This window comes from Frigoribacterium sp. PvP121, from assembly GCF_017833115.1.
Lineage (GTDB): Bacteria > Actinomycetota > Actinomycetes > Actinomycetales > Microbacteriaceae > Frigoribacterium > Frigoribacterium endophyticum.
Map to the genome: position 1 here is coordinate 33,983 of NZ_JAFIBR010000001.1, position 22,932 is coordinate 56,914.

Below are 22,932 nucleotides of genomic sequence, written 5' to 3' on the forward strand. Positions count from 1 at the left end.
CCGCGCCGCGCGCGGTAGGAACGACCCGGCGCCCGCCTCCGGACGCCCTCCGGCCCCCGGCCGGCACCCGCCCCCCGCGACACCAGCAGCACCGCCACCGCGACAGGAGAAGCCCGTGGACCGACCCGACACCGAGCCCCGCCCCAGGACCCTCGACCTGCAGGACTACCTGCGCATCGTGCGGTCGTACTGGCTGGGCGCCTTCCTCATCGTGCTGCTCGGCGTGACCGCCGGCGCCGGCTGGACCCTCACCCAGACCCGCGTCTACGAGTCGAGCGCGTCCGGCGTCGTGCAGGTCGCGGCCGGCGGCGACGCCAACCTCGCCTTCGCCGCCGACCAGCTGGCCAAGTCGCAGGCCCTGTCGTACGTCGAGCTCGGCGGCTCGCTCGCCGTGGCCGAGTCGGCCGCGACGACGCTCGGCGGGTCGGCGTCGCCGACGTCGCTGCTCGGGCGGGTGACCACGGCGCTGCCGGAGGACACCGCCATCATCAGCGTGACCTCCCGCGGCGCGAGCCCGGCCGAGGCCGCGGCGCTGACCGACGCCTGGCTCGCCGCGATGGGCGAGCAGATCGCCGCGATGCAGGAGGAGAGCACCGACACGGGCGGCTCGGCCACCTCGTTCGTCCCGCTCTCGTCGGCGTCGGTGCCGACCTCTCCCGCGTCGCCGAACGTGGAGGTCGCCCTCCTGCTCGGCGGGCTCTCCGGCCTCATGCTCGCGGCCGTCTACCTGCTCGTCCGCAACACGCTCGACCGCCGCATCCGCTCCGCGGCCGAGGTGGAGTCGCGGTTCGGCGTGGGCGTGATCGGCACCATCCCGCAGAACGACGCGCTGGCCCAGCACGGCGGCCTCGTCGCGGCCCTGCCGAACGCCACCGCCGACGACCGCCACGTGAACTTCGCCATGTCGGAGGCGCTGCGCGAGCTCCGCACCAACCTCGCCTACGTCAAGGTCGACGCGCAGCCGCGGGTGATCGTGATGACCAGCCCGCAGCCGGGCGACGGCAAGTCGACGCTGGCGGCCAACCTCGCGGAGTCGCTCGCCGTCTCGTCGGACCAGCGCGTCGTCGTCATCGACTGCGACCTGCGCCGGCCGACCCTCTCGAAGGTGCTCGGGGTCTCCGAGGGCGCGGGCCTCACCGACGTGCTCTCCGGCCGGGCGCAGCTGCACCAGGTCATGCAGCAGACCGAGGCCGCGTCGAACCTCTGGGTGGTCGGGGCGGGGCGCATCCCCCCGAACCCGAGCGAGCTGCTCGGGTCGCAGACCTTCCAGGACCTCGTCTCGACCCTCGCCGAGCACGCGACCGTCATCCTCGACGCTCCCCCGGTGCTCGCCGTCACCGACGCCGTCGTGCTGGCGGCCAAGGCCGACGGCGTCCTGATGACCGCCTCGGCCGCGCGCACCACCTTCGACCAGCTCGACCGGGCGCTGCAGCTCGTCACGCGGGGCGGCGGCGACGTGCTCGGCGTCGTGCTGAACCGCGTGCCCACCAAGGGCCGCGACGCCCGCGAGTACGGCTACTTCGGCGGGAGCTAGTACTACTACGAGGGCGACGTCGGCACGGGCGGGGCCGTCGGCACGGGCGGGGCTGTCGGGCCCGGCGCGGGCTCCGGCACGGCGCCCGCCTCCCGCGAGGCCGTGACGGCCCCCGCGCCCGTGGTCGCCCCGACGCCTGCTGCGGCCCCGGCCCCGGCCCCGGCTGGTGCCGCGGCGGCTGCTGCTGGTGCCGCTGCTCCTGGTGCGGCGCCGGCTCCTGCCCGGGTCCCCGCCTCGCCCACGGCACCCGCCTCGCCCGCGGCGCCCACGTCCCCCGTCGAGGCCCCCGGCGGCGCGCTGACCCGCCGCGAGATCCGCGAGCGCGAGCGCACGCGGTGACCGGGCCGGCCGTCGTCGTGGCCGCCGCCCCCGTCGTCGAGCTGGCCCACGCCCTCGTCGCCGACGTGGCCGGCGGCGTCGGCCTGCGGGCCCTCGTCGTCAAGGGCGACGGCGCCTCCCACCACGGCCTCCGGCCGCCGCGCGTCAGCGCCGACGTCGACGTCCTGCTGCGCGACCGGGGCGACGCCCTCCGGTTCGGGGCGGAGCTGGCCCGGCGGGGCTGGCGCACCCGCCCCGCCGACGCCGACCTCACGGCCTTCCCCCGCCACTCCGACACCTGGTTCCACCCGGGCTGGAGCTGCGACCTCGACGTGCACCACCGCTTCCCGGGGCTCGACGACGACCCCGGCGCCGCGTTCGACGCCCTCTGGGCGCGCCACGAGGTGCTCGACCGGGGCGGCCGCGACGTCGCGGTCCCCTGCCGGGGCGACACGCTCCTCCTGCTGGCCCTGCACTGCCTGCGCAGCCCCTGGGTCGAGCGCCACGCCGACGAGCACGACCGCCTGGTCGAGCACGCGCGGGCGCTCCCCGTCGGGGAGCTCGTCGACGCCGCCCGGCGCCTCCGCGCCCTCGCCCCGCTGCGCCCCTTCGTCGAGGACGCCACGGGGCGGCTCGACCTCGACTGGGGCACGCCGTCGGCGGAGTGGCGGCTGCGCACCCTGTCGTCGTCGCCCCTCACGCGTCGGCTCGTGGCCTTCCGCGACGCCGGCGCCCGCGAGCGGCTGCACGCTGTGCGCCTCGCGCTGCTGCCGCCGCGGGAGACCCTCGTGAAGGACGGCCTCGGCGCCGATCTCCGGGGCGTCGACCTGCTGCGCGCCTACCTCGTGCGCTGGGCACGGGGCCTCCGCGGGCTGCCCGCGGCCTGGCGCGACGCGCGCCGCGGCTGAGGCCCCGCCCGTCGCCTCAGACGGCGAGCGCCGGGCGGCGGTCCTCGCGGGCCGGCTCGTCCTCGACGCTCGCGTCCTCGCGGTCCCGGCCCTGCTGCTCCGCGCGGTCCGACGCGGCCAGCGCCGCGGCGCCCGGCAGGGCGAAGAAGAGCGACATCAGCACCCCGACCCCGAGCCAGACGACGAGGTCGAAGGAGGCGCCCATGCCGAGGAAGAGCACGACCACGGCGCGGGTCAGGCGGTCGCCGCGGGCGAAGGTCACCACGGCCACGAGCAGGAAGGCCGACAGCCCGAGCACCCCCGTGGTGCCGAGCAGGTACACGTAGAAGTTGTCGACGACCTCGAGCCCGAAGGTCAGTCGGATGTGCCCGTCGCGGAAGAGGCCGACCTCGCTGCCGAAGCCGGTGCCCCAGAGCGACTCCGCGAGCGGCCGGGCCAGCAGGGCGGGCACCGCCTGCACCGACTCGAGGCGGTGCACCCACGAGCCCGAGGCGAGCAGGTCGTCGACGATCTCGGAGAGGCCGAGGTCGAGCAGCAGCACCCCGCTGCCCACCACCGCCGCGATCGCGACGTTGCGCAGCCAGGCGGCGAGCCGCGACCGGAGCAGCAGGTGGACGCCGACGGCCACGACGAGGCAGGCCGCGATGCTCCTCGTGCCCGAGAGCAGCACGCCGCCCGCGCACACGGCGAGCAGGGCCCACCGGGCCCGGCGGGAGAGCTGCCACGGGTCGGCCCAGACGAGCAGGACGGCGAGGCCCTCGAGCAGGCCGAGGATGATCGGGTGGCCGAGGGTGCCCTGCACGCGGTCGACGGCGTCGCCGAGGAAGGGGTTGAGGCGGATGCCGCCACGGAGGCCCCACAGCAGCGGCTCGCCGACCGCCAGCTCGGCCACGGCGAGGCCGACCTGCACCACCGCGACCGCGACCACCGCGCCGAGCACGAGGTGCACCTCACGACGGGTGAGCTGGCCGGCGACGAGCGCGACGACGACGGCGAGCCCGAAGTACACGACGAGGCGGGGCACGGAGTACGAGCCGGCGACGAGCGCGCCCACGGCGAGCCAGGCCCAGAGGCCGGAGACGAGCAGGAAGGGCACGCCGCCCACGCGACGCTCGAGGCCGCCGCGCGCCACGGCCACGAGGAGGAGCACGGCCGAGAAGACGAAGCCGGCCACCCACGCGGCGGGCGGTGCGCTGTTGTTGCCGACGGCCACGACGACGGCGACGGTCACGGCGAGCGCCGCCGCACGGACGCACCACGCGGGCACGACGAGGAGGAACACGGCGAGCACCAGCAGGCCGGCGCTCACGAGCAGGAGGAGGGTCATCAGCATGGGGGCGGTCTCCGTTCGGGAGGGCCCATCGCACCACGTGGCCCGGTCGCCGCCGGGCCCTCCGCCCGCCGCCGCGGGGCCGGGCGGCGCCCCTTCCACCCCGCGCTTCGCCCGGGGTGAGTCCCGGGATGAAGCGCCGTGCCCCCGCCCCCGTCAGAGCCCGGGGCGACGGGCGGAGGCGGTCGTCACGCCCCGCAGGATCACCGGGTGTCGATCTCCCGAGGAGGACCCGTGACCCGCTCCGTCGCACCCGCACCCGCACCCGCCCCCGCCGCCGCACCCGCCGCCCCGCGCCCCGCCCCGCACGCCGCGCCCCGCTTCCGCCCCGACGTCGAGGGGCTCCGGGCGCTGGCCGTGCTGCTGGTGCTCGCCGACCACCTCGTCGGCGCCCCGTCCGGCGGGTTCGTCGGCGTCGACGTCTTCTTCGTCCTCTCCGGCTTCCTCATCACCGGGCTCCTGCTCCGGGAGGCGGAGACCACCGGGCGCGTCGACCTCCTGGCCTTCTACCTGCGGCGCACCCGCCGGATCGTGCCGGCCGCGCTGCTGGTCGTCGTCGTGACCGTCGTCGCGTCGGCCCTCGTCCTCCACCGCGTCGGCGCCCTCCGCGTGCTCGGCGACGGGGTCGCGTCGGTGCTCATGGTGCAGAACTGGCACCTGGTGCGGCTCGGGGTGAGCTACTTCGGCGGCGACGGCACCGGCTCGCCCCTGCTGCACTACTGGTCGCTCGCCGTCGAGGAGCAGTTCTACGTGCTCTGGCCCTGGCTGTTCGTGGTCTGGGCCTGGTCGCGTCGGCGCTCGCGACGGCGCGCCCCGGCCGGGTCGACGACGCCCCGCCCGGGCTCCGGGCGCGAGGCGCTGCTGGTGGTCGTGCTCGCGGCGACCGCCGCCTCGTTCGGGGCCTCCGTCGCGGAGACCGAGCTGCGCCAGGGCTGGGCCTACTTCTCGTTCCAGTCGCGCGCCTGGGAGCTGGGCGTGGGGGCGGCCGTCGCCGTGGCGGCCCCCGCCCTCGCCCGGGCGGGCCGGGCCGGTCGCACCGTGCTCTGGTCGGGCGGCCTCCTCGCGATCGTCGCGTCGGCCGTGCTCGTCGGCCCCGAGCACGCCTTCCCCGGCGTCGCCGCGCTGCCGGTCGTGCTCGGCACCGCCGCCCTGCTCGCGTCGGGAGGCGCCTCCGGCGGGCGCCGGCTCGCCCCCGTCGTGCTGCTCGACAACCCGCCGATGCGCTGGCTCGGCCGCGTCTCGTACTCCCTCTACCTCTGGCACCTGCCCGTGTTCGTCCTGCTCTCGGCCGTGTGGCCGGGTCGCGGCCTCGCCGTCGCGGGGCTCTCGGCCACGCTGTCGGTCGGCCTCGCCGCCCTCACCCACCGGTTCGTCGAGCAGCCCCTCCGCCACGGCGCCGTCGGTCGGCGCGGCCGCTCGGCCGAGCCCCGGACGGAGTCGCGGGCCGAGTCGCGCGCGGAGGCCCGGACGGAGGCGCGGCGCCGGTCGCACGGCCTCCTCGCCGGAGCGACGGTGGCCGTGGCCGTGCTCGCGCTCTCCGCCGTGCAGCTCCTCGGCCCGGCGACCGTCCCCCTGCCGACGCGGGCCCCGGCGGAGCGCGCCGCCGCGGTGCCCTTCCCCGACGAGGCCGCCCTCCGCACCGCCGTGCGGGAGGCCGCGGACTCCGCGGGCTGGCCCGCCCTCTCGCCCTCCCCCGACGACGTGTCGCCGGCCGACGGCGCGGCCGCCTCGGCCGGCCCCGGCTGCCTCGTCGACCCGGTGGGCGCCTCCCCCCGGTCCGTGGCGGAGGCCGCGGCGGCCTGCACCACGGGCGCCGAGCACGCCGAGCGCACCGCCGTCGTGCTCGGCGACTCCATCGCGACCAGCTGGCTGCCGGGGATCACCGGCGCGCTGGTGCCGGAGGGCTGGAGGGTGGTCGGCCAGGGCCTGCAGAGCTGCCCCGCCGTCGACGTGCGCACCACCGACCGGCTGGAGCGCGTCTCCTTCGCCGACGACTGCGCGGCCGCCCGCGACGCGGCCGTGGAGCGCGTGGTGGCCGAGGCCCCCGACCTCGTCGTGCTGTCGAGCTCCCTCGGCGCGTACCAGCGGCTCACCGGGCGGGGCGACGAGGCCGACGCGGCGGGGGCCTGGCGGGAGGGCACGGCCCGCACGGCGGCCGAGCTCGCGGCGACCGGCGCGACCGTCGTCGTGCTCAGCTCGCCGCCCGAGTCCGCGCCCGCGGCGGAGTGCGCCGTGCGCCCCCGCGGGCCCGAGACGTGCCTCGGCACGCCCTCCCGCGCCTGGCTCGACAAGACGGCCGCGGAGCAGGAGGCCGTGGCCGGCCTCGCCGACGGCTCGACGCCCGGGGCGCCGCTGCGCGCCCGGTTCCTCGACACCGCGCCCTGGACGTGCACCGACGAGCTGCGCTGCCCGGCCTTCGTCGGCGACGCCCTGGTCAAGGTCGACGCCGGGCACCTCGCCGAGCGGTGGTCGGCCTCGCTGGCGCTCGTCCTCCGCGAGGCCCTGCTCGACGCAGCGGGTGACGCCCGGTGAGCGGGTCGACCAGGGCGGCCGACGCGGCTGGCCCGGCCGCCGCCGAGGAGCCCGGCGCACCGCTCCGAGTGGTCCACGTCCTCGACTCGTTCACGACCGGCGGGGCCCAGGCGGTCGCCGTGCAGCTGGGCCGCTGGCTGGCCGAGCGCGGCGTCGAGGTGCACCTGACCGGCGTCGACGGGCCGCTGGCCGCGGAGGCCCGACGGGCCCTCGCTCCGGCACGCGTGCACGTCCGCCCCGGGACGGTCGCCGTCGGGGGCTCCGTCGGGCGCTTCGTCGCAGGCCTGCGCGCGCTCGACCGGACCTGCCGCGAGGTCCGCCCCCACGTCCTCCACGCGCACCAGCGCCGCGAGGCCCTGCAGTGCCTCCTCGTCGGTGCCCGGCACGGCGTGCCCGTCGTCGAGCACGCCCACACGTTCCTGCCCCGCCCGGGCCTCCGGGCGCTCTCGTTCCGCGGCGCGGCGGTGTTCGCGGTGAGCGAGCACGTCGGCGCGATGGTCGCCGACCGCTTCGGCCGTCGCGACGGCGTCCTGGTGGTCGGCATCGCCCCGGCCCGGACGACCGACCGGCCCGTGCTGCCCGTCCCGCCGCCGGGCGGCCGCCCGCTGCGGATCGTCGGCCTGGGCCGGCTGGTCGAGCAGAAGGACCCGCTCCGCTTCGTCCGCGTGGTGGCGGCGGCGGCCCGGGTCGTCGACGTCGAGGCGGTGTGGCACGGCGAGGGGCCCCTCCTCGACGAGGCCCGGGCACTGGCCGCCCGCCTCCGGGCGCCCGTCGTCTTCGCCGGGCACGCCGACGACGTGCCCGCGAGGATCGACGCGGCCGACGCCCTGCTCATGACCTCGGCCTGGGAGGGGCTCCCCCTCGTGGTCCTCGAGGCCTTCGCCCGGCACCGGCCGGTCGTCGCCACGGCGGCCTCGGGCGCGCCCGGCGCGCTCGGCGGCGGCCGCGCGGTGGTCGTGCCCGACGACGCCGACGACGAGACGGCGGCGCGCCTGCTGACCACGGCCCTCGGCGACCGGGCGAGGACGACCGAGCAGGTCTCGCTCGCCGCCGCCTGGCTGGCCCGACGGGCGACCCCCGACGCCGTCTTCGGCCCCGTGCTGCGGACCTACGATGGACTGCGGCGCCGCGCCGCACCGAGAGGGCGACGACCGTGAGCCACCAGAGCGACCCCGCCGACCACGACGGCACCGACCCCGGGCGGGCCGCCCTCGACGCCCTCGCCGTCACGGCGATCGGCTGCCGGGTGGTGGTCGGGCTCGTGGGGCTCGACGCCGGGCAGCGCGCCGACCTGGCGGCGTCGTGGGCGTGGTGCGAGCCCGTCCTCGAGCGTCGACCCCGCTCGGAGTGCGACGCCGTGGCCGTGCTCGGCGGCGGCGCCGCCGACGACGCCGCCCCCGCCGACGCCGACGCGGACGCCGACGGCCCCGTGCTCGTCGTGGCCGACACGCTCGACCAGCTCGCGGAGACCGTCACCACCGTGGTCACGCAGCTCGCGATCGACCAGCGTCGCGACGACCTCCTCCTGCTGCACGCGGGCGGCGTCGCCGACCCCGTCACGGGCGCCGTCGTCGCGTACGTGGCACCGTCCGGGCACGGCAAGACGACGGCCTCCCGCGCCCTCGGCCGCAGCCTCGGCTACGTCACCGACGAGACCGTCGCCGTCGGCGACGACGGCGTGGTGGTGCGCTACCCCAAGCCCCTCTCGGTGCGCGGCCCGGCCGGGCCCGGGGCGTCACGGCCCAAGGCACAGGTCTCGCCCGACGCGGCGGGGCTCCGCCGGGCCCCCGACGGGCCCCTCACGCTCGCCCGGGTGGTGCTGCTCGACCGCGACCCCGCCGCGACCGAGGTGACGGTCGGCCCGATCGGCCTCGCCGAGGCCGCCGCCCGGCTCTTCCCGCAGATCAGCTACCTCGGCGCGCGCACCCGCCCGCTGCGGCGGCTGCAGGCGCTGCTCGAGCGCACCGGCGGCCTCCTCGTCGTCCGGTACGCCGAGGCCGCGACCCTCGAGCCGACCGTGCGCGCGCTGCTCGCCGCGCCGACGTCGGCCGCGACGCCGCGCGGCGAGGGCCCCGGGGAGGCGACGGTCGCGCTCGACGCGCACCGCGCCTCCTCGGGGGCACCGAGCGACGTGCCCGGCGGGGGCGCCCTCGTCGCGACGGCGGTGGACGACTGGGTGGCCGACGCCGGCTCGGTCGTGGTGCTGCACCGCGACTCCCTCCGGACGGTGTCGGGCATCGGCGTCGCCGTCTGGCACGCGGCCCGGGCCGGCCGCACGCTCGACGAGGCCGTGGCCGCCGTCGTCCGCGAGCACGGCCTGCCGGGCGCCGGGCCCGAGGCGGGGGCCCGGGCCCGTGAGCTCGTGCGGGCCGCCGTCGACGAGCTCGCCGCCGCCGGCCTCGTGCGTCAGCACTGAGGGGGCGGCCGCGAGCGCGGCCCCGTCAGCGAGCGGCGCCCCGTCAGCGAGCGGCGCGCGAGGCGTCAGCGGCGAGCGCCGCGGCGACGCCCGGCGGCCGCCGTCACGGCCTCGGCGAGCGCGTCGTCGAGCCCCCGGAACTCGGCGTGCACGTAGGCGTCCAGTCGTGCACGGGCCCCGCCGACCGCGCCCGGGCGTCGGTCGGCCAGCCCCTCGACCACCCGGGCCAGCGCCTCCGGGTCGGCGGCCGGCACCGTCACCAGCTGGCCCCCGACGAGGTCGCGGAGCTCGTCGAGCGCCGCGCTCTCGCGCGTGACGACGACGCGTCCGGCCGCGAGCCCCTGCCAGACCTTGTTCGCGATGACCGAGCCCGCCTTCTCGGAGTCGCCGAACAGGCCGAGCACGACGTCGTGCTCGCCGATCAGCTCGCCGAGGCGCTCCGGGCTCGTCGCCGGCAGGAAGGCGACGCGGTCGCCGACGCCGAGCTCCGCCGCGAGGGCCGCGGCGTCGGCCTCGCCCCCGGCCCGGTCGGCGCTGCCGACGACGGTCAGGGCGACGTCGGCCCGTCGGGTCGCCGCGAACCCGCGGACGATCGTCGGGACGCCGTGCAGGGGCAGGAACGACCCGTAGAAGAGCAGGCGGAGGCGCGGGTCGGGCGTGAGGGGCCGCTCCCGCGCCCAGGTCGGCGCTCCCACCGGCAGCGACAGGACGGTGGCGCGCGGGTGACGCCGGCCGAGGTGCTCGGCCCGCACCCGCGTGTCGACGAGCGCGACGTCGGCGGCGCGGACGGCGACCCGGTCGACGAGCGCCCAGAGCAGCGCGCGCGGGGACCACGGGGCCCGGAAGCCCTGGTCGCCCACGAGGGTCTCGTGCTTGCCGATGAACACGTCGACGACCAGGGGCAGGCGGCGCACCCGGGCGACGGCCCACGCCGCGGCGACGAAGTCGAGCGACATCTCGGAGACGAGCACGACGTCCGCCGCCCGCGAGCGCACGACGAGCGCCCGGAGGTCGACGAGGTGGCGTCGGGGGCCGTGCGCCCGCTCGTGGAGGTCGACGCGGTGGCCGCGGGCCTCGAGGTGCTCGCGCACCCTCACGTTGCGGGGGTAGCCCGGGTCGTGCACGCGCCACTGGAGCACCCGGAGCCCGGCGCCGGTCGCCGTGGCGTGCCCGTCGCCGCCCGCCCTGCCAGCCCCGAGCGCCTGTGCGGACACGCGCCCGCGCCGGTCCGCGACGGCCCGCCCGAGCGCCCGCAGCTGCACGACGAGCACGGCCGCCTCGGCGACGACCTCGCCCGCCAGGGCGCCGACGACGCCGCCCTGGTGGCCCAGCAGCAGGATGAGCGGAACGCCGACGAGCGCCCCGACGAGGGCGCTCCGCGCGAGCCCCCGCACCTCGCCCACCACGACGAGCGCGATGCCGCCGACCGCCCGCGACAGGCTCACGACCACGACGAGGGTCGCGCTGATCGCGGCCTCGCGGTGGCCGAGCGTCGCGACGCCGGAGAACACGACGGCCGACAGCCACGGGCCCGCCACGGTCAGCACGACGCCCGCCGCGGCCCCGACCAGGCCGTTCACGACGATCGCGACGCGGGCACGGTCGAGGCGGTGCTCGACGGCGGCCGGGGCCCCGACCCAGCCCTGGAGCGCGTTCGGCACGGCCTGCAGGCCGGAGAGCAGCATGCGCTGCAGCCGCTCCGCCGCGGCGAAGACGGCGGTCACCGAGGTGCCCGCCACCGCGCCGACGAGCACCACCGGGAGGGCGATGTACGCGGCGCTCAGCGCGCGGCCGGTGAGCGCGTGGCGCTGCCCGGCCAGGGCCCGGAGCACGCGCCGGGGCGTCAGCCCGGCGGTGTGCCGGGGCCGCACCCCGACGACGGCGAGCCCGACGACCGGGCAGACGACCGAGGGCAGCAGGCACGCGGCGACGAACCACCAGAGCGACCCGCCGAGCGACACGGCCCCCGCCGCGACCACCATCGCCGCGATGCGCGGCCCCGCCTCGACGGCGAGCACGAGCGACGGTCGCCCCGTGCCGATGAAGAGCCAGGTGGCGTTGAGGCTGCTGAGGGCGCCGCCCGCCGCGATCAGCAGCGCCTCCACGGGGTGGCGCGGCACGAGCAGGGCGACGGCGAGGGCGACCGCGGCCAGCGTCGGCAGCGCCGCGACCAGTTTCGTCGCCGTCACGAGCGCGAGGAGGCGGCGGCGCGCCTCCGGGCCCTGTCGCGCCGCCCGCTGGGTGCCGGTGAGGCCCCAGCCGAGCTCGACGACGACGGCCGCGGCGGCGCCGAGCGACTGGGCCACGGCGACGCTGACCCAGGCCCCCTGACCGAAGGCGGCCGTGATCGCGGGGAGGACGAGCAGCGGCGCGACGGCGGTGAGCAGCGGCAGGGCGACGAAGCCGCCGAGCCGCGCGGCGGCGGTCGCGACCGGGCCGCGTGCCCCTCCGCGCCCCGCGGCGGGCGCGGGAGGCGCGGCGGACGCGGCGGACGCGGGGCGGTCGTCGGTGGTCGGGTCGGGCATCGGGGGCACCTCGGTCGGGGACGGTCCTCGGCGGGACGGGACGGAGCAGGACTCCCAGGGTGCGACTCCCCGGTCACGCGCCTCCGGGGGCTCGGGTGTGGCCCGGCGGCCCCGGCCCCGCGACCTCACCCCGGCCTTCACCCCCGGACGACACGAGCCCCCCACCCGGGTCGGGCAGGGGGCTCGGGTCGCGCCGAGGCCGCGGTTGCGGCGGGTCGGCGGGGAGGGCGACCTACGCGGGCACGGTGCCCGCGAACAGGTGCGTGCTGCCGTCGGGGGCGCCGCCGATGGCCGTGGCCGGCACGACGGTCGGGTTCGCCCCGCTGCCGAGCTGCCACGCGCCGCGGTTGTCGGTCGCGATGTACGAGTGGCCCCAGACCTCGCCGGTCGCGGTCACCATCGTGTAGGCGATCTGCGGGTCCTCGCCGGCACGGTGGGCGCTGGCCGCCGAGATCCCCGCGACGGCGCCCGTCGCGCCCTCGGCCTTGCGCGCGATCGGGTCGAAGCCGTCGCCGTACGACCAGGCACGCCAGAGCTGGCCGCCCTTGGCGTAGTAGTGCACGCTGCCCGTGGCGTTGCCGCCGATCGCCGTGGCGGGCCGCACGGCGCCGTCGACGCCCGTGTCCTGGAGCTCCCAGGGCACCTCGTTCGCGAGCGTGCTCGCCGAGGCCCAGAGCTGACCGGTGCTGGTGATCGCCGTGGCCGCGAGCTGGCCCACCATCTCCGGGTGGTAGGCGTCGACGGCGTCGATCTGCACGACGGCGCCGTCGACGCCCTCGAGCTGGCGCTCGGGCGAGGCCGCGGACGCCGCGGTGTTGGAGACGAGCCAGAGCTGACCGTCCTTGACGTAGCGGTGCTGGCTCGTGCCGCCGGGGCCGCCGACCGTGGTGGCCGGGCGGACCGACGACGAGGCGCCGGTGTCGACGAGCCGCTGGCCCTGGCCGGTGTTGAACGACGCGAAGGCCCAGACCTGGCCCGTGCTCGTGACGGCCGTGAGGGCGAGGGGGGTCGACGCGCCGGAGAAGTGGCCGTTCGCGGCGGAGACCTGGGTCACCGAGCCGGTCGCGCCGGTGAGGAGGCGGTTCGGGCCCGCGCCGGTGCCGGCGCCGCCGTACCACCAGAGCTGGCCGTCCTTGACGTAGAGGTGGTAGCTCCAGCTGCCCGTGTAGCCGATGGCCGTGGCGCCCTCGACCGCGGGGTCGGCCCCGGTGTCGACGAGGCCCCAGCCGGCGGCGGCGCCCCGGGTCGCGCCCAGCGCCCAGACCTCGCCGGTCGTGGTGACCGCCGTGTAGGCGACCTGGCCCGGCTGGCCGGGCAGGGTCACGGTCGCGGCGGAGACGTGCGCGATGTTGCCCGTCGCGTCGGGGATCTGCCGGGCGGCCGGCTGGTCGCCCGTGCCCGCCGTGACGGGGACGAGGAAGAGGCCCTCCTGCACGACCGTGACGGTGGCGGTGACGGGCGCGACGCCCGCCACGGTGGCCGTGAGGGTGACGACGCCGCCCTCGGCGGCGCTCGCGACGAGGCCGGTGGCGACCGCGACTCCCGCGGCGTTCGTCACGGTCGTCCAGGTGGTCGAGCCGCCGAACGAGGCGGGGCCGGTGACGGTGAAGGTGACGGTCTCGTTCGCGAGCGGGACGCCGTTCTGCGAGAGCACGAGCACGCTGGCGTCCGACAGGTCGGAGCCGAGCGCCCGCGGCAGCTCGTTGGAGAAGCCGATGGTGGCGCGGGCGTTCGACGACGCGGCGTGGGCGGGGGTCGCGAGGGCGATGCTCACGACGGGCACGGCCCAGGCCGCGGCGGTGACGACGGCGCGGCGCGAGGGCCCTGCGTGCCCCTCGACGACGGACGGCGGGGCGGCCGGGTTCACGGGCAGGGAGCGATGACGATCGGTCACGGTGGGGGTCCTCTTCGTGTGGGGGGTCGACGACGACCAGACGTCTCCCGTCTGGCTCGTGTCGGCACCCTGGACCCTCCGTCGGGGCCGGTCACCGCGACTCCTGCGCCCCTGCGCCGTCGGCGCACCGACATTTCACCCGCTCCGTCACCTGGCGCCCCGGTGAGGGCAGGAGTCGCGGGGCCGCCGGCGGGGCGCGGTCAGGCGCGCGGCGGCCCCGCGCTCTCGCGGACGACGAGGTGGGTCGGCACGATGCGGTCGGCCGACGGCTCCTGGCCCTCGAGCATCTCGAGCAGCACGTGCATCGACCGCAGCCCGATCTCGCCGAAGTTCTGGTGCACGGTCGTGAGCGGCGGCCAGAACGAGCTGGACTCCTCCGAGTCGTCGAAGCCGACCACGCTGACGTCGCCGGGGATGGACCGGCCGAGCTCGTGGAGCGCGTGCATCACCCCGAGCGCCATCTGGTCGTTCGCCGCCACGACTCCGGTGACGTCGTCGCGACGACCGATCTCGAGGCCGATGCGGTAGCCGGAGGCGGTGGTCCAGTCCCCGCCGAGGGGCGCCTCCGGCTCGAGCCCCGCGTCGCGCATGGTGTCGAGCCACGACGTCGCGCGGCGCGAGGCGGAGTACGAGGTGGCCGGGCCGGCCACGTGCACGACGCGGGTGTGGCCGAGGTCGAGCAGGTGGCGGGTGGCCAGGCGCATGCCCTGCTCTTGGTCGGTGTCGACGACGACGTAGGGGTCGCCGGCGTCGGAGTCGATGATGACGACGGGCAGGCCCACCGGGACGATGAGGTCGGCGCGGTCGAGCATCTGCGCCTCGATGATGATGACGACGCCGTCGACCGCCTCCTCCTGCAGGCGGCTGAACGCGCCGGCGACCTCGCCCTCGGTGGGGTGCGCGACCGGCATGAGGGTGATCGTGTAGCCCGCGCCCGAGGCGGCCGTGACGATGGCGTCGAGGGTCTTCATGTTGCCGAGGGTCGAGAGCGTGAACATGATGACGCCGATGCTGCGGAAGCGACCGGTCTTCAGCGCCCGGGCGGCGCTGTTCGGCCGGTAGCCGAGCTCGGCCATCGCGTCGAGCACCCGCTGGCGCGTGCCGGCCTCGACGTTGGCGGCCCCGTTCGAGACGCGGGAGACCGTCTGCGACGACACCCCGGCGCGCGCCGCGACGTCCGCCATCGAGACGGTGTGCGTGCGGGAGGGGCGCCGGCTGCTCGACTTGACGATCGGCGTCGAAGGTGTCATGGTTGCGAGCATCCCAGATGTTTACGCAAACACCCAATCAGTGGCTGCGAGACGAACCCCGACGAAGTGGATGGACATGACGACGTTGTCGACACCGGCAGCCCGGCCGAAGGCCGACGCGGCCCCGAGCCCCGCGGGCGGCGGCGCCCCGATCCGTCGTGACAAGCGTCGCTGGACGGGCTGGGGCTTCGTCCTCCCCTTCCTCGCCGTCTTCCTCGTGGTGCTCGTCGCCCCGGTCGTCTACGCGATCTACCTCAGCCTGTTCCAGGAGAAGATGATCGGCGGCAACGCCTTCGTCGGCATCGCGAACTACGCGCAGGCCCTGAGCGACCCGAACTTCTGGGACGCCCTCGGCCGCGTCGCGCTCTTCCTGGTCGTGCAGGTGCCGATCATGCTGGTCATCGCCCTGGTCGCCGCGCTGGCCCTCGACTCGGCCCGGCTGCACCTCACGTCGTTCTTCCGCATCGCGATCTTCCTGCCCTACGCCGTCCCCGCCGTGGTCGCCGCCCTCATGTGGGGCTTCATCTACGGCAACCACTTCGGGCTCGTCGGCAACCTCGAGGACCTCACGGGGTGGGCCCTCCCCGACCTGCTCTCACAGGGCTGGATCCTCGCGTCGATCGGCAACATCGTCACCTGGGAGTTCGTCGGCTACAACATGCTGCTGTTCTACGCCGCCCTCCGCGTCATCTCGCCCGACCTCTACGAGGCCGCCGAGCTCGACGGCGCCGGCCCGCTCCGCATCGTGAAGAACATCAAGCTGCCCGCGATCCGCGGGGCCATCGTGATCGGCATCATCTTCTCGATCATCGGCAGCTTCCAGCTCTTCAACGAGCCGAACATCCTGCAGACGCTCGCGCCGAACTCGATCAGCACGTACTTCACCCCGAACATGTACGCCTACAACCTCTCGTTCGCAGGCCAGCAGTTCAACTACTCCGCCGCGATCGCGATCATCATGGGCGTCCTGACGATGGTCGTCGCCTACGTGGTCCAGCTCGTCGGCTCGCGGAAGGACGCCTGACCATGTCGACCCTCACCGGTTCCCCCCTCGCGGCGCCCGACGCCGGCACCCCGACCGTCACCCCCACGCGCGAGACGCGCGACCGCAAGCGCCGCGCCGGCGCCCCGCGCGACAAGCGCAGCGTGCTGCTCACGCTCGTCATGGCGCTGCTGCTCATCTACTCGGTGCTGCCCCTCTTCTGGCTCCTGGTCAACTCGACCAAGACGCAGGAGGCCCTCTTCAGCTCGTTCGGCCTCTGGTTCAGCGGCGACTTCGCCCTCTTCGACAACATCGCGGGCGTCTTCACCTACGGTGACGGCGAGTTCATCCGCTGGCTCGGCAACACGCTCCTCTACGTCGTCGTCGGCGCCGGCGGCGCCACGCTGCTGGCCACCCTGGCGGGCTACGGGCTGGCCAAGTTCGACTTCCCCGGCAAGAAGGCCGTCTTCGCCGTCGTGCTCGGCGCCGTGGCCATCCCCGGCACGGCCCTGGCCGTCCCGACGTTCCTCATGTTCAGCCAGATGGGCCTGACGAACACCCCGTGGGCGATCATCCTGCCCTCCCTGATCAGCCCCTTCGGCCTGTACCTGATCTGGACGTACGCGGTCGACTCCGTGCCGAACGAGATCCTCGAGGCCGCCCGGATGGACGGCTCCAGCGAGGTGCGCACCTTCTTCACGATCAGCCTGCGCCTCCTCAGCCCCGGCCTCATCACGGTGCTGCTGTTCTCGATCGTCGCGACCTGGAACAACTACTTCCTGCCGCTGATCATGCTGAGCGACTCGCGCTGGTACCCGCTGACGGTCGGCCTCAACCAGTGGAACGCCCAGTCGACCACCGTCGGCGGCGACCCGATCTACAACCTCGTCATCACCGGGTCGTTCCTCGCGATCATCCCGATCGTGATCGCGTTCCTCTTCCTCCAGCGCTACTGGCAGTCCGGCCTGTCGGCCGGCGGCGTCAAGGCCTGACGCCCCTCCGTCCCTCCCCCCCCTGCACCACCACCCGCACCGCCCCCACAGCACCACCTCCACGATGAAGTGAAAGGCACCACAATGTCCCGTTCCCTCTCCCGCCCCGCCGCGCGCGCCATCGCGCTCGGCCTGGGCGTCGTCCTCGCCGGCTCGCTCGCGGCCTGCTCCTCCGGCTCCGGCGGCGGCTCGAGCCCCGACACGGCGTCGGCCGACGAGCTCGCCGCGGCCCTGACGGAGAAGTCGACGATCACCGTCTGGGCCTGGGCCCCGGCCGTCGAGCCCATCGCCGAGGCCTTCGAGGCGAAGTACCCCGACATCACCGTCGACGTGCAGAACGTCGGCACCGGCGCCGACCAGTACACCAAGCTGCAGAACGCCATCAAGGCCGGCAAGGGCGCGCCCGACGTGGCCCAGGTCGAGTACTTCGCGATCCCGCAGTTCTCGCTCAGCGACTCCCTCGCCGACCTCAGCGGCTTCGGCTACGGCGACCTCGAGAGCGACTTCACCGCCTCGACCTGGAACGCGGTCTCCGACGGCGACGCCGTCTACGCGCTGCCCCAGGACTCCGGCCCCATGGCGATGTTCTACCGCCAGGACGTCTTCGACAAGTACGGCATCGCCGTGCCGACGACGTGGGACGAGTACGTCGCGGCCGCCGAGACCATGCACTCGGCCGACCCGAACCAGTTCATCACCAGCGACACCGGCGACGCCGGCTTCACCACCAGCATGATCTGGCAGGCCGGCGGTCAGCCGTACAAGGTCGACGGCGAGACGGTCTCGATCGACCTGCAGGACGAGGGCGCCAAGAAGTGGACCTCGACCTGGAACACGCTGGTCGAGAACGGCTCGCTCGCGCAGACCCCCGGCTGGACGGACGAGTGGTTCCGCGGCCTGAGCGACGGCTCGATCGCCACGCTCCTGACCGGCGCCTGGATGCCCGGCAACCTCGAGGGCCAGGCCGCCGAGGGCTCCGGCCAGTGGCGCGTCGCGCCCATGCCCCAGTACACCGAGGGCGACACCGCGACCGCCGAGAACGGCGGATCGTCGATCGCCGTCATGCAGCAGTCGGCGAACAAGCTCGTCGCCGCCGAGTTCACCCGCTTCGCCACGGCGGAGGACGAGGGCAAGCAGATCTCGTTCGACGAGGGCGGCTTCCCGTCGACCACGGCCGACCTGAACGACCCGGCCTTCCTCGCCGAGGCCCCCGAGTACTTCGGCGGCCAGAAGATCAACGAGGTCCTGTCGCAGGCCGCCGCCGACGTGGTGCCCGACTGGCAGTACCTGCCCTTCCAGGTCTACGCGAACAGCATCTACAGCGACAGCGCGTCGTCGGCCTACTCGAACGGCACCTCGCTCGACCCCGTCCTCGAGGCCTGGGGCAAGGCGTCCGCCGACTACGGCACGCAGCAGGGCTTCGACGTCACCACGAAGTAGCGCCCGCGCTCCCGGGCACCGGGCGGGGAGGCACGACGCAGGTCGCGCCTCCCCGCCGTGCGTCCGCCGCACCTCCCCGCACTCCACCGCCACCGACAGGACACGCCACATGTCGAGCCCCGTGCCCGCCTCCGCCGCCACCAGCCGCCGCTTCGTCGTCGGCCCCGAGCACTTCGAGCTCGACGGCGCCCCGCACCGCGTCCTCGCCGGTGCGCTGCACTACTTCCGCGTCCACCCCGACCAGTGGGCCGACCGCATCCACAAGGCGCGGCTGATGGGGCTGAACACCATCGAGACGTACGTCGCCTGGAACGCCCACTCGCCCCAGCGCGGCGACTTCGACGCGACCGGCGGCCTCGACCTCGGCCGGTTCCTGGACCTGGTGGCCGCCGAGGGCATGCACGCGATCGTGCGCCCCGGCCCGTACATCTGCGCGGAGTGGGACGGCGGCGGGCTGCCCGGCTGGCTCTTCGACGACCCGGCGGTCGGCGTCCGCCGCAGCGAGCCGCTGTACCTCGCCGCCGTCGACGAGTTCCTCACCCGCGTCTACGAGATCGTCGTGCCCCGGCAGATCGACGCGGGCGGCCCCGTCGTGCTCGTGCAGATCGAGAACGAGTACGGCGCGTACGGCGACGACGCCGAGTACCTGCGCCACCTCGTCGCCCTGACCCGCGCCTCCGGCGTGACCGTGCCCCTGACCACGGTCGACCAGCCCACCGACGAGATGCTCTCGCGCGGCAGCCTGCCCGACCTGCACCGCACGGGCTCCTTCGGCTCGCGCGCCGACGAGCGGCTCGCGACCCTGCGTCGCCACCAGCCGACGGGCCCGCTGATGTGCTCCGAGTTCTGGGACGGCTGGTTCGACCACTGGGGCGAGCACCACCACACGACCCCCGTCGCCGAGGCCTCGGCCGAGCTCGACGCGCTGCTCGCGGCCGGGGCGTCGGTGAACATCTACATGTTCCACGGCGGCACCAACTTCGGCTTCACCAACGGCGCGAACCACAAGGGCACGTACCAGTCGCACGTCACGTCGTACGACTACGACGCCCCCCTCGACGAGGCGGGCTTCCCGACCGACAAGTTCTTCGCGTTCCGCGACGTCATCGCCCGGTGGGCGCCGGTGCCCGACGAGCTGCCCGCCCGGCGCACGCCGGCGCCCGTGCTGCGGACCGACTTCGACGCCGTCGTGCCGCTCGACCAGCTGGTCGGCGACGCGGGCGAGCTCGGTGACGACGTCGGAGCGACCGCGCAGGAGTCGCGGGTCGACACGCACGCGTCGGTCGCGACCGCGACGCGTCGCCGTGCCGCCGTGGCCCCCGCCGCCGGGCAGTGGCACCGCACCGCGGCCGTGCCCACCATGGACGAGCTCAGCGCCTTCCGCGGGTTCTCGCTGCACCGCGTGGCACTGCCGGCCGGCGACGGCCCGCGGGCGCTGTCGTTCGCGGGGGTGCGCGACCGCGCCGTCGTCTCGGTCGACGGCCGCCGGGTCGGCGTGCTGCAGCGCGACCAGCACGAGCGCTCGGTCGTCGTGCCGCCCGGCGCGCGGCTCGAGGTGCTCGTCGAGGACCAGGGCCGCGTCAACTACGGCCGCCACATCGGCGAGGCCAAGGGGCTCGTGGGCCCCGCGCTGCTCGACGGCATGGAGCTGCTCGAGTGGGAGTCGCTGCCGCTCGATCTCGACGCGCTGGTGGCCGCCGTCACCCGCCGGGCCGACCGCGCGGCAGGCTCGGTGCGGTTCCTCGACGGGCCCGTGTTCGCGCACGCGACCGTCACGGTCGAGGAGCCCGCCGACCTCTACCTCGACACGCGCTCGTGGGGCAAGGGCGTGGCCTTCGTGAACGGCTTCGCGCTCGGCCGGTACTGGACGCGCGGCCCGCAGCACACGCTCTACGTGCCCGGCGAGCAGCTGCGCGCCGGCGACAACGACCTCGTCGTCTTCGAGACCGGCGCCGCGGCGCGGCCCGAGGTGTCGTTCGTGGCCGAGCCCGACCTGGGGCACCTGGAGTCGTAGCGGGGCGGCGAGCCCCCGAGGCGGGCCCGCGGGCTCCCGGAGGCGGGCCCTCACAGGGCCTGCCTCCGCCGCCGGCCCGCCCGTATCGTCGTCGGCATGGACCCCCGAGCTGACGTGCGCGACTTCCTCTCCAGCCGCCGGGCGCGCATCACCCCCGAGCAGGCCGGCCTCGGTCGCGGCGGCGGTCGCCGGCGCGTGCCGGGGCTGCGCCGCGACGAGGTCGCGACGCTCGCCGGGGTGAGCGTCGACTACTACACGCGCCTCGAGCGGGGCGACCTCGGCGGCGTCTCCGACAGCGTCCTCGACGCCATCGCCGGGGCCCTCGAGCTGACCCGCGCCGAGCACGACCACCTCTACGACCTCGCCCGCTCGTTCTCGCCCACCCGACGCCGCGGCCCCGTCGTCGAGGCACGCGGAGCCGCGTTGCAGGCGCCGGTGCAGCACCTCCTCGACGCGGTCACGGCCGCGCCCGCGTTCGTCACGAACACGCGCATGGACATGGTGGCCGCCAACGCCCTCGGCGTCGCCCTCTACTCCGAGATGTACCGCGGCGACGAGCGGCCTGCGAACCACTCCCGCTTCATCTTCCTCGACCCGCGGGCGCGGGAGTTCTACCCCGACTGGGAGCGCGCGGCCGCCGTCAACGTGGCCATCCTGCGCCGTGACGCCGGCCGCGACCCCCGAGACCGGGGCCTCGCCGAGCTGGTCGGCGAGCTCTCGGTGCGCAGCGACGAGTTCCGCGCGCGCTGGGCCGCCCACGAGGTGCGTCGGCACTACTCGGGAGCCAAGTCGTTCCGCCACCCGGTCGTGGGTCTGCTCGAGCTCGACTACCTGGTCATGGAGCTGCAGGACGCCCCGGGCCACTCGATGACCGTCTACCCGGCGGCGCCGGGCAGCCCGTCGGCCGAGGGGCTCGCCCTCCTGGCCTCGTGGGCGGCGACCGAGGGCGTCGGCGCCGTGCCGGGGCGCTCGTGAGCGCGACCCGCGCGACGGCCCCGGTCGCCCCGAGGCCGCCGGAGGGCGAGGTGACGCGCCTGCCGGTCGTCGCCCTCGTGCTGCTCGCCGCCATCGGCTTCGTGCTGGTCGCGATGGAGACCATGCCGGCCGGGCTCCTGCCGCAGATCGCGGCGGGCCTCGACACCGGCGAGGGCACGGTCGGCCTCCTGATCAGCGCGTACGCCCTCGGCACCGTCGTCGTGACCGTGCCGGCCATCACGCTGACCCGCGGCCTCCGCCGCAAGCCCCTGCTGCTCGGCGCGGTCGCGGGGCTCGTCGTCGCCAACGCGGTGACGGCGGGCTCGACCGAGGTGGCCCTGGCGCTCGCCTCCCGCTTCGTCGCCGGGGCCTTCTCCGGGGTCATCTGGGGCATGCTCGCGGCGTACGGCCGCCGGATCAGCCCGCCGTCGCGGGCGGGGCTGTCGCTCGCGATCGTCTCCACGGGCGCCCCGCTCGGCTTCGCGTTCGGCACGCCGCTCGGCTCGTGGATCGGCAGCACGCTCGACTGGCGCTGGTCGTTCGGCGGGCTGTCGCTCGTGGCCGCGGTGGTCGCGGTGCTCATCGCCCTCGTGGTGCCCGCCGCCACGGCGCCCGCGGCGACCGGCGACGCGGCGGCCCGCCGCCTCCCCCTGCTCCGCGTGGCCCGGCTGCCCGGCATCGCGGTCATCCTCGCGGTGATCGCGACCTGGATGCTCGGGCACAACACGATCTACACCTACGTCGCCCCGTACCTGCGGTCGACGAGCGCGGACTTCTCGGTCGAGCTCCTCCTGCTGCTCTACGGCGTCGCGTCGATCGGGGGCGTCGTGCTGACGGGGGCCCTGCTCGACCGCCACCCGCGGCCGCTGCTGCACGGCAGCCTCGCCGTCTTCGTGCTGGCCGGGGTCGTGCTGCTCGTCGGCCGCGACGTCACCGCCGCGGTCGTCGTCGCCGCCGTGCTCTGGGGCCTGACCTTCGGCGGCGCCTCGGCGCAGCTCCAGGCCGCCCTGACGACGGCGGGAGGCGCGGAGTCGGACGTCGCGAACTCGTTCCTGCCCGTGGCGTTCAACGTCGCGATCTTCGCGGCCGGCGTCGTCGGAGCGGTGCTGCTCCAGCACGCCGACGGGCTCGTGCTGCCCGTCGTCATGATCGTCGGGGGCTCGGCGGCGTTCGTGCTCACGCTGTGGGGGCGGCGCACTGCCTTCCCCGCCAGACTGGTCGGGTGACCACACCGCACGACCTCGCCATCGTCGCCCGCCCGTACGACCACCCCGACGTGCAGCAGCTCGTCGAGGGCCTGCAGCAGCTGTACGTCGAGATCTACGGCGGCCGCGACGAGAGCCCGATCGACGCCGCCGAGTTCGAGCCGCCGCGCGGGGCGTTCGCGGTGGCGTACCTGTCGGAGGGCCCGCAGCCAGCGGGCTCGGACGGCGAGGGCTCGCCGGCGGGGCAGCCCGTCGGCATGGGCGCCTGGCGGCTGCTGCCCGACGGGCGCGGCGAGCTCAAGCGGCTCTTCGTGCGGCCCGGGCACCGCGGTCGGGGCGTCTCGCGACGGCTGCTGGGCTGGCTCGAGGAGTCGGCCCGCGACTCCGGCGTGGCCTGGATGGTGCTCGAGACGAACACGGCGCACCCCGAGGCGATCCGGCTCTACCGCTCGGCCGGATACGAGCCGGTGCCCGACTACGGCCACTACGCCGACGAGCCGGAGACGGTGTCGCTCGGACGGGAGCTCTGAGACCGGCTCGTCGGCGGACGTCGGAGGGCCCGGCACCGCTCGGGTGCCGGGCCCTCCGGCGGCGCGGCGTCTCCGCCGTCGCGCTCG

General features: G+C 75.9%; 16 protein-coding genes. 12 read left to right on the forward strand and 4 right to left on the reverse strand.

Annotated elements, in window-relative coordinates; translation table 11 throughout:
- Nucleotides 1–115: 115 nt before the first annotated feature.
- Both JOE43_RS16030 and JOE43_RS00140 read left to right on the forward strand, forming a co-directional pair.
- Nucleotides 116–1,534, forward strand: coding sequence for a polysaccharide biosynthesis tyrosine autokinase (locus tag JOE43_RS16030; RefSeq protein ID WP_209513727.1), 1,419 nt, complete (start codon nt 116–118; stop codon nt 1,532–1,534).
- 335 nt (nt 1,535–1,869) lie between these two features.
- Nucleotides 1,870–2,760: a nucleotidyltransferase family protein gene (locus JOE43_RS00140; protein WP_209513729.1), complete on the forward strand. Its 891-nt coding sequence runs from the start codon at nt 1,870–1,872 to the stop codon at nt 2,758–2,760.
- A gap of 16 nt (nt 2,761–2,776) precedes the next feature.
- Here the strand turns inward: JOE43_RS00140 and JOE43_RS00145 are convergent, their stop codons facing one another.
- Nucleotides 2,777–4,093, reverse strand: a complete 1,317-nt coding sequence (locus tag JOE43_RS00145; protein ID WP_209513731.1) for an O-antigen ligase — start codon at nt 4,091–4,093, stop codon at nt 2,777–2,779.
- A gap of 231 nt (nt 4,094–4,324) precedes the next feature.
- Between JOE43_RS00145 and JOE43_RS16035 the strand changes: the two genes are divergently transcribed.
- The 3 genes from JOE43_RS16035 to JOE43_RS00160 are packed head-to-tail and all read left to right on the forward strand — an operon-like array spanning nt 4,325 to nt 9,038.
- Nucleotides 4,325–6,622, forward strand: a complete 2,298-nt coding sequence (locus JOE43_RS16035; RefSeq protein ID WP_209513733.1) for an acyltransferase — start codon at nt 4,325–4,327, stop codon at nt 6,620–6,622.
- Nucleotides 6,619–7,779 (forward strand): glycosyltransferase family 4 protein, encoded by a 1,161-nt coding sequence (locus tag JOE43_RS16040; RefSeq protein ID WP_209513735.1) that lies wholly within the window; start codon nt 6,619–6,621, stop codon nt 7,777–7,779. The genes JOE43_RS16035 and JOE43_RS16040 overlap by 4 nt, the downstream gene beginning before the upstream one ends.
- A complete protein-coding gene (locus JOE43_RS00160) occupies nt 7,776–9,038 on the forward strand; it encodes a hypothetical protein (RefSeq protein WP_209513736.1) in 1,263 nt (420 codons plus the stop codon). Before JOE43_RS16040 ends, JOE43_RS00160 begins: the two co-directional genes overlap by 4 nt.
- A gap of 65 nt (nt 9,039–9,103) precedes the next feature.
- Here JOE43_RS00160 and JOE43_RS00165 read toward each other — a convergent pair whose 3' ends face one another.
- The 3 genes from JOE43_RS00165 to JOE43_RS00175 form a co-directional block, all read right to left on the reverse strand.
- A complete protein-coding gene (locus tag JOE43_RS00165; RefSeq protein WP_209513738.1) occupies nt 9,104–11,563 on the reverse strand; it encodes a polysaccharide biosynthesis C-terminal domain-containing protein in 2,460 nt (819 codons plus the stop codon).
- A 232-nt stretch (nt 11,564–11,795) separates the two neighbouring features.
- On the reverse strand, nt 11,796–13,457 hold the full coding sequence (locus tag JOE43_RS00170) for a hypothetical protein (protein ID WP_209513740.1): 1,662 nt from the start codon (nt 13,455–13,457) through the stop codon (nt 11,796–11,798).
- 200 nt (nt 13,458–13,657) lie between these two features.
- A complete protein-coding gene (locus tag JOE43_RS00175; RefSeq protein WP_209513742.1) occupies nt 13,658–14,707 on the reverse strand; it encodes a LacI family DNA-binding transcriptional regulator in 1,050 nt (349 codons plus the stop codon).
- 76 nt (nt 14,708–14,783) lie between these two features.
- Here JOE43_RS00175 and JOE43_RS00180 point away from each other — a divergent pair, with 76 nt between their 5' ends.
- From JOE43_RS00180 to JOE43_RS00210, 7 genes are all read left to right on the forward strand, one after another.
- Entirely contained in the window at nt 14,784–15,731 is a 948-nt protein-coding gene (locus JOE43_RS00180; protein WP_209513744.1) for a carbohydrate ABC transporter permease, read from the forward strand.
- A gap of 2 nt (nt 15,732–15,733) precedes the next feature.
- On the forward strand, nt 15,734–16,681 hold the full coding sequence (locus JOE43_RS00185; RefSeq protein WP_209513745.1) for a carbohydrate ABC transporter permease: 948 nt from the start codon (nt 15,734–15,736) through the stop codon (nt 16,679–16,681).
- Nucleotides 16,682–16,765: 84 nt separating this feature from the next.
- Nucleotides 16,766–18,121: an ABC transporter substrate-binding protein gene (locus tag JOE43_RS00190; protein WP_209513747.1), complete on the forward strand. Its 1,356-nt coding sequence runs from the start codon at nt 16,766–16,768 to the stop codon at nt 18,119–18,121.
- 109 nt (nt 18,122–18,230) lie between these two features.
- Nucleotides 18,231–20,135, forward strand: a complete 1,905-nt coding sequence (locus JOE43_RS00195) for a beta-galactosidase family protein (RefSeq protein ID WP_209513749.1) — start codon at nt 18,231–18,233, stop codon at nt 20,133–20,135.
- A gap of 96 nt (nt 20,136–20,231) precedes the next feature.
- The gene (locus JOE43_RS00200; protein ID WP_209513751.1) at nt 20,232–21,110 is read left to right on the forward strand and encodes a helix-turn-helix transcriptional regulator; all 879 of its coding nucleotides are present in this window, start codon (nt 20,232–20,234) and stop codon (nt 21,108–21,110) included.
- Complete coding sequence (locus tag JOE43_RS00205; RefSeq protein WP_307803173.1) at nt 21,107–22,336, forward strand: MFS transporter; 1,230 nt, start codon at nt 21,107–21,109, stop codon at nt 22,334–22,336. Before JOE43_RS00200 ends, JOE43_RS00205 begins: the two co-directional genes overlap by 4 nt.
- Nucleotides 22,333–22,845, forward strand: a complete 513-nt coding sequence (locus JOE43_RS00210; protein WP_209513753.1) for a GNAT family N-acetyltransferase — start codon at nt 22,333–22,335, stop codon at nt 22,843–22,845. Before JOE43_RS00205 ends, JOE43_RS00210 begins: the two co-directional genes overlap by 4 nt.
- The last annotated feature ends 87 nt before the right edge of the window (nt 22,846–22,932 follow it).

What these genes read in the sequence shown, in the direction of transcription:
- JOE43_RS00145 (WP_209513731.1), bottom strand. Translation starts at nt 4,093, where the DNA reads ATGCTGATGACCCTCCTCCTGCTCGTGAGCGCCGGCCTGCTGGTGCTC.
- JOE43_RS00165 (WP_209513738.1), bottom strand. Translation starts at nt 11,563, where the DNA reads ATGCCCGACCCGACCACCGACGACCGCCCCGCGTCCGCCGCGTCCGCC.
- JOE43_RS00175 (WP_209513742.1), bottom strand. Translation starts at nt 14,707, where the DNA reads ATGACACCTTCGACGCCGATCGTCAAGTCGAGCAGCCGGCGCCCCTCC.
- JOE43_RS00180 (WP_209513744.1), top strand. Translation starts at nt 14,784, where the DNA reads ATGACGACGTTGTCGACACCGGCAGCCCGGCCGAAGGCCGACGCGGCC.
- JOE43_RS00185 (WP_209513745.1), top strand. Translation starts at nt 15,734, where the DNA reads ATGTCGACCCTCACCGGTTCCCCCCTCGCGGCGCCCGACGCCGGCACC.
- JOE43_RS00190 (WP_209513747.1), top strand. Translation starts at nt 16,766, where the DNA reads ATGTCCCGTTCCCTCTCCCGCCCCGCCGCGCGCGCCATCGCGCTCGGC.
- JOE43_RS00195 (WP_209513749.1), top strand. Translation starts at nt 18,231, where the DNA reads ATGTCGAGCCCCGTGCCCGCCTCCGCCGCCACCAGCCGCCGCTTCGTC.
- JOE43_RS00200 (WP_209513751.1), top strand. Translation starts at nt 20,232, where the DNA reads ATGGACCCCCGAGCTGACGTGCGCGACTTCCTCTCCAGCCGCCGGGCG.